Raw genomic sequence first — 6,158 nt, 5'->3', positions numbered from 1 at the left:
CCGCCGTGGTGGTCGGCCAGCAACGCGTCGTCGGCGGGCTGGTCGGGCCGGCCGCCCTGCGCGAGGCGCGCCGCGGGATGGCGCTGGCCGCCGGGTTGCGGCTGCCGCTGGTGCTGGTGATCGACACCGCGGGTCCGGCGCTGTCGACCGAGGCCGAGCAGGGTGGGCTCGCCGGCGAGATCGCTCGCTGCCTGGCCGAACTCGTCACCCTGGACACCCCGACGGTGTCGGTGCTGCTCGGACAGGGCAGCGGTGGGCCCGCGCTGGCGATGGTGCCCGCCGACCGGGTGCTGGCCGCCCAGCACGGCTGGCTGGCGCCGCTGCCGCCCGAGGGCGCCAGTGCCATCGTCTTCCGCGACACCGACCATGCGCCCGAACTCGCTGCGCAGCAGGGCATCCGGTCGGCCGACCTGCTGCGCGACGGCATCGTCGACGCCATCGTCGCCGAGCACCCCGACGCGGCCGACGAACCGCAGGAGTTCACTGCCCGGCTGTCGGCGTCGATCGCGGTGGAGCTGCACCGATTGCGCGAAGTCCCGGACGGCGACCGGCTGACGCACCGGCTGGCGCGCTACCGCCGAATCGGCCTGCCCTGAGCCGACGCTAGCCGCCCAGTTCGGACACCTCGGCGTCGAGGATGGCGGCCTGCTCGGTCAGTTCGTGATCCGACGGGTCGTCGCCGACTCGGGCGGTGAGGTCGCGGCGGGTGATCACCTCGAGGGCGCCCCTGTACTCGTCGGACTCCAGCTGGTCGGCGGTGACCACTTCGGCGCGGCCCTCGATCAGGACGAGCACGGCGTCGCCCTCCGCGCCGTGCAATCGGCGCACGTCGTCGGCGGAGACGGTCATCACTGCCCCCGCCCGGTCTGCTGCTGCAGGCGGTCGATCATCTCCGACGCCTGCGCCTTGGTCAGGTCGTCGGGCACCTCTTCGCCGGCTTCCTGCGCCAAGGTGCCCAGGTAGCTGCGTTGCGGTCCGGTCATCGGCTCGTCGCCGGTGGCCCAGTCCGACGGGTCCTTCTCGGCGTTCTCCTGGGGGGCTCGCCCCACGTCTTCAGTCATGGCTGTCCTATGCCCGCTGCGGGTGGCATCTATGCGTGCGATCCGAACATAAGTGCGAAGAAAATGGCGCCGCTGGTGACGAGGTTCAGCGGCAGCCGCAGCAGGCTGCGCCGGGTCCACCGCACGGCGGCCGCTTCGTCGACGGCGGCGGGGTCGGTCCGCTCGAACTCGGCCGCCTTGGGGATCACGTCGAGCAGTGACCAGATCCGCGCCGCGGCGTGCGTGGCCAGCGCGACGAGCAGCGGGTACCGCATCTCGGGTAGCCCCCACGCCGCGATCACCGACATCACGAGCAGCACCGCGAACGCGATGTGCGCCGGAAGCCAGAACCGCCGCCGGGAGATGCCGCCGTTGCGCTGCTGGACGATGCCGGGCCGCTTGGGCCAGAACGGGTCGATCGCGAGGTGCTCATAGAGTCCGCCGCCGAGCAGGATGCCGGAGAACAACGCGGTGGTGGCGATCAGGACGAGCGTCGGGGTCCACACGCGGTCCCATTATCCCGGCTCATCGCGGTTCGTCCTGTGCGCTGAGATACCGCTGGACCGTCGGCGCCAGCCAGGCCACCACCTCGTCGCGGGTCATGTCGACGACCGGGGGCAGCCGCAGGACGTAGCGGCACAGCGCCAGCCCGAGCATCTGGGTGGCGATCAGAGCGGCCCGCCGGGCGGGCGCCGTCGACCCGGTCTTTGTCAGCGCGGGCAGCAGCTGCGCGCTGAAGATCTCCCGCATGCGTTGCGCGGCATCGTTGTTCGTCGTGCTGGAGCGCAGCAGCACGACGAGCGCCTCGTCGCGCTCCCACCGGTCGACGAAGTGGCCGACCAGCAGCTTGCCGAGTTCGTCCGGCGCGACGTCGGCGACATCGGGCAGGTCGAGGTCGAAGTCCGCCGCCGCGGCGAACAGCTGGTCCTTGCTTCCGAAGTACCGCATCACCATCGACGGGTCGATGTTCGCGTCCGCGGCGATCGCCCGGATGGTGGCCCGCTCGAACCCCGACGCAGCGAATCGCTCGCGGGCGGCGGCGAGGATCACCGCCTTCGTCTCGACCGATGATCTACGCATGCCAACAAGTGTAGGCCAACAACTGTTGACTTTAACGGCCGACAGGCGCACAGTTGTGCCAACAAGCGTTGGCATAGAGCGAAGGAGCGGGCCATGAACAACACCGACGTCCTCATCGTGGGAGCCGGTCCGAGCGGACTGACACTGGCTGCATCGCTGCTGCGACGCGGTGTGCGGACCACAATCGTCGATCAGCAGGCCGCGGGGGCCAACACCTCACGGGCCGCCGCCGTCAACGCCCGCACCTTGGAAGTGCTCGAGGATCTCGACGTGTCGCGCCGCCTGGTCAAGCAGGGGGTGCAGGCGCCGCGCTTCTCCATCCGCGACCGCGCCCGCACGCTGATCCCGATCGACTTCAGCGTCCTGCCGTCGGCCTACCCGTACACCCTGCTCGTTCCGCAGAGCACCACCGAGCAGGTGCTGCTCGACCGGCTCGTCGAGCTGGGCGGCACGGTCATCCGGCCTAAGACCCTCGAGTCGGTCACCGAGGACGCCGACGGGGTGACGGCGGTGTTCGACGACGGCGAGGTGCTGCGCGCCCGCTACGTCGTCGGCGCCGACGGGATCCACAGCACCGTGCGCGAACACGCAGGCATCGGCTTCATCGGCGGCGCCTACGACGAGTCCTTCGTGCTCGCCGACGTCCGGCTGACCGGTGACGCGCCGGAAGAGGAGGTCGTGTTGTTCTGGGCGACGGCCGGACTCACGGTGGTGGCACCGCTGCCCGACGGCTCCTTCCGGATCGTCGCCCCGGTCGCCGACGCACCGGCGGAACCGTCGGTCGCGTTCGTCCAGCAGCTCCTCGACGAGCGGGGCGCAGGCAATGTGCGGGTCACCGAGGTGGTCTGGGGTTCCCGGTTCCGCATCCAGCACCGGGTGGCCGACACCTACCGGGCCGGCCGGCTGCTGCTGGTGGGCGACGCCGCACACGTACACAGTCCCGCGGGCGGGCAGGGCATGAACCTGGGTATCCAGGACGCGGTTGCTCTGGCCGCCGCACTCGCCGCGGTGCTCGAAGGCGGATCGCCCGCGCTGCTCGACGAGTACAGCGACACCCGCAGGCCCATCGCCCGCGATGTGGTCACGCTGACCGACCGGCTGACCCGGCTGGCCACCCTGCCCCGCGCCCTGCGCCCGGTACGCAACACGGCGATGAGCCTGGCCGGCCGGATCCCCGCGGTGCGGCGCGCACTGGCGTGGCGTCTGTCCGGCCTGGTGTACCGCTAGCCGTCCAGACCGAGGACGCGCACGCTCTCCTCACGCATCTCGACCTTGCGCACCTTGCCGGTGACGGTCATCGGGAACTCGTCGACGACGTGCACGTACCGCGGGATCTTGTAGTGCGCCAGCTTGTCCCGGGCGAAGGACCGCACCGCGTCGGCGTCGAGCGCGGCGCGGCCCGCCTTCATCCGGATCCACGCGCAGATCTCCTCGCCGTACTTCGCGTCGGGCACACCCACCACCTGGGCGTCCTCGATGTCGGGATGGGTGTAGAGGAACTCCTCGATCTCGCGCGGATAGACGTTCTCGCCGCCCCGGATCACCATGTCCTTGATCCGCCCGACCACGTTGCAGTACCCGTCCTCTCGCATGACGGCGAGGTCGCCGGTGTGCATCCAGCCCTCGGCGTCGATCGCCTCGGCCGTCTTCGCGTCGTCGTCCCAGTAGCCGAGCATCACCGAATAGCCCCGCGTGCAGAACTCCCCCGTCTCGCCCCGGTCCAGGGTCTCGCCGCTGCCGGGGTCGACGATCTTCACCTCGACGTGTGGATGCGCCCGGCCGATCGACGCGGTGCGCCGTTCGAGGTCGTCGTCGATCAGCGTCTGGCACGACACCGGCGACGTCTCCGTCATGCCGTAGGCGATCGCCACCTCCGCCATGTTCATGTCGGCCACACACCGCTTCATCACCTCCACCGGGCACACCGAACCGGCCATGATCCCGGTGCGCAGCGACGACAGGTCGGTGTTCGCGAAGTCGGGATGGCCGAGCATCGCGATGAACATCGTCGGCACGCCGTACACGCCGGTGCACCGCTCCTGTTCGATCGCGGCGAGGGTGAGGCCGGGATCGAAGCCGGGCGCCGGGATCACCATCGTGGTGCCGTGCGCGGTGCACCCGAGGTTCCCCATCACCATGCCGAAGCAGTGGTAGAAGGGCACCGGAATGCACAACCGGTCCTGTGGCCCCAGATTGATCAGCTCCGTGGCGAAGTAGCCGTTGTTGAGGATGTTGCGGTGTGACAGCGTCGCGCCCTTCGGGAAACCCGTTGTGCCCGAGGTGTACTGGATGTTGATCGGGTCGCGGTTGTCCAGCTGCGCCATCCGGTCCCGCACCGCGTCGACGGCGACCCGCTGCTGCTGCGCCAAGGCGGTCCACTCGTCGGTGCCCAGGAACAGCACGTCCCGCAACGCACGGCAGCCGGGGCGCACCTCGTCGACCATGGCGCGGTAGTCCGACGACTTGAAGGACGTCGCGGCGACCAGCGTGCGCACCCCGGACTGCTCGAGCACATAGGCCAGTTCGTGTGTGCGGTAGGCGGGATTGATGTTGACCAGGATCGCGCCGATCTTCGCCGCGGCGTACTGCACGATCGTCCACTCCGCGCAGTTCGGCGCCCAGATCCCGACCCGCTCGCCCTTCTCCACGCCCAGGCCGATCAAACCGGCGGCGGTGCGGTCGATCTCGTCGTTCAGCTCGGCATAGGTCCAGCGCCTGCCGGTGACCACCTCGACAAGCGCTTCGACGTCCGGATTCGCCTGCGCGGTCCGCTCGAAGTTGGTCCCGATCGTCTCCTCGAGCAGAGCGACGTCGGTGGGTCCGCGGCCGTAGGCTTCCATGCCGCTATGGTCTACGTCACAGCCGCCGACCGCCACCCCCTGCCGGTCGGGTAAGCAGGAGGAGTGGTTGCCGTTCACCCGTTCCGCATCGCCGTTCCCGACGCCGCCCTCACCGATCTGCGGACGAGGCTCGCCAACACCAGGTGGCCGGAGAACGAGACCGTCGACGACTGGAGCCAGGGCGTCCCGCTGGCCTACACCCGTGAACTCGCCGGCTACTGGGCCGACGGCTACGACTGGCGCGCCCGCGAGGCCGCGCTCAACCGGTTCGACCAGTTCACCACCGACATCGACGGGCTCGAGATCCACTTCATCCATCAGCGGTCCTCCCGCGACGACGCGTTCCCGCTGCTGATCACGCACGGCTGGCCCGGGTCGATCGTGGAGTTCCACAAGGTGATCGAGCCGCTCAACGCCGCGGGCTTCGACGTCGTGTGCCCGTCGCTGCCGGGATACGGCTTCTCCGGCAAGCCGACCGGCACCGGGTGGGGCATCGAGCGGATCGCCGTCGCGTGGGACACGCTGATGGGCCGGCTCGGGTACGACCGCTACGGCGCGCAGGGCGGCGACTGGGGCGCCGCGGTGACCACGCAGATCGGTCGCAACGTCGGGTCATGCGTCGGCATCCACCTGAACATGCCGATCGGCAGGCCGCCGAAGGACCTCTCCGACGCCACCGAGGAGGAGCAGCGCGCGCTCGCCCGCGTCGCCGAGCACCAGCGCTGGGGCACCGGCTACTCCAAGGAGCAGTCCACCCGGCCGCAGACCGTGGGCTACGGCCTGGTCGACTCGCCCGTCGGCCAGCTGGCCTGGATCGTCGAGAAGTTCTGGGCGTGGACCGACTGCGACGGGCACCCCGAGAACGCCGTCGGCCGCGACGAGATGCTCGACAACGTGATGCTGTACTGGCTCACCGCGTCGGCGGCGTCCTCGGCAAGGCTGTACTGGGAGAGCTTCAACAGCTTCGGCGGCGGCGACCCGGTCACCCTGCCGACCGGTGTGGCGTCCTTCCCGAAGGAGATCCTGCAGTCATCGCGCCGGTGGTGCGAGCCGAACTACAACATCACCCACTGGACGACGATGCCCCGCGGCGGACACTTCGCCGCGCTCGAACAGCCCGAGTTGTTCGTCGACGACGTGACCGCGTTCTTCGACACGGTTCGCTGAAAATGACGTCGACTACCTGGTGATCCGTGCG

General features: G+C 69.8%; 8 protein-coding genes. 3 read left to right on the top strand and 5 right to left on the bottom strand.

Annotated features, from left to right (window positions below):
• Positions 1 to 596 (top strand): carboxyl transferase domain-containing protein (locus H7I41_RS23780; protein ID WP_276009540.1); only part of this gene is annotated, 596 nt, incomplete at its 5' end.
• A gap of 7 nt (positions 597 to 603) precedes the next feature.
• On the opposite strand, the gene H7I41_RS23775 is transcribed toward H7I41_RS23780, so the two are convergent.
• Genes H7I41_RS23775 through H7I41_RS23760 form a run of 4 tightly spaced genes read right to left on the bottom strand, consistent with a single transcriptional unit; the run spans position 604 to position 2,120 of the window.
• Entirely contained in the window at positions 604 to 849 is a 246-nt protein-coding gene (locus tag H7I41_RS23775) for a hypothetical protein (RefSeq protein WP_264015078.1), read from the bottom strand.
• Positions 849 to 1,061 carry a DUF3072 domain-containing protein gene (locus H7I41_RS23770; protein ID WP_264015077.1) on the bottom strand — a complete coding sequence of 71 codons (213 nt, stop codon included), beginning with the start codon at positions 1,059 to 1,061 and terminating at the stop codon, positions 849 to 851. The genes H7I41_RS23775 and H7I41_RS23770 overlap by 1 nt, the downstream gene beginning before the upstream one ends.
• Positions 1,062 to 1,090: 29 nt before the next feature.
• Entirely contained in the window at positions 1,091 to 1,546 is a 456-nt protein-coding gene (locus tag H7I41_RS23765) for a hypothetical protein (protein ID WP_264015076.1), read from the bottom strand.
• Positions 1,547 to 1,565: 19 nt separating this feature from the next.
• The gene (locus H7I41_RS23760; protein WP_264015075.1) at positions 1,566 to 2,120 is read right to left on the bottom strand and encodes a TetR/AcrR family transcriptional regulator; all 555 of its coding nucleotides are present in this window, start codon (positions 2,118 to 2,120) and stop codon (positions 1,566 to 1,568) included.
• Positions 2,121 to 2,213: 93 nt separating this feature from the next.
• Here H7I41_RS23760 and H7I41_RS23755 point away from each other — a divergent pair, with 93 nt between their 5' ends.
• Complete coding sequence (locus tag H7I41_RS23755; protein WP_264015074.1) at positions 2,214 to 3,347, top strand: FAD-dependent oxidoreductase; 1,134 nt, start codon at positions 2,214 to 2,216, stop codon at positions 3,345 to 3,347.
• On the opposite strand, the gene H7I41_RS23750 is transcribed toward H7I41_RS23755, so the two are convergent.
• Positions 3,344 to 4,960, bottom strand: a complete 1,617-nt coding sequence (locus tag H7I41_RS23750; protein WP_264015073.1) for an AMP-binding protein — start codon at positions 4,958 to 4,960, stop codon at positions 3,344 to 3,346. The genes H7I41_RS23755 and H7I41_RS23750 overlap by 4 nt on opposite strands.
• Positions 4,961 to 5,023: 63 nt before the next feature.
• On the opposite strand from H7I41_RS23750, the gene H7I41_RS23745 reads away from it, so the two are divergent.
• Positions 5,024 to 6,127 carry an epoxide hydrolase family protein gene (locus H7I41_RS23745; protein WP_264015072.1) on the top strand — a complete coding sequence of 368 codons (1,104 nt, stop codon included), beginning with the start codon at positions 5,024 to 5,026 and terminating at the stop codon, positions 6,125 to 6,127.
• Positions 6,128 to 6,158: the final 31 nt, after the last annotated feature.

Source organism: [Mycobacterium] manitobense (assembly GCF_025821665.1).
GTDB classification, from domain to species: domain Bacteria; phylum Actinomycetota; class Actinomycetes; order Mycobacteriales; family Mycobacteriaceae; genus Mycobacterium; species Mycobacterium arseniciresistens.
This window is presented reverse-complemented; position numbering and strand designations above follow the sequence as displayed.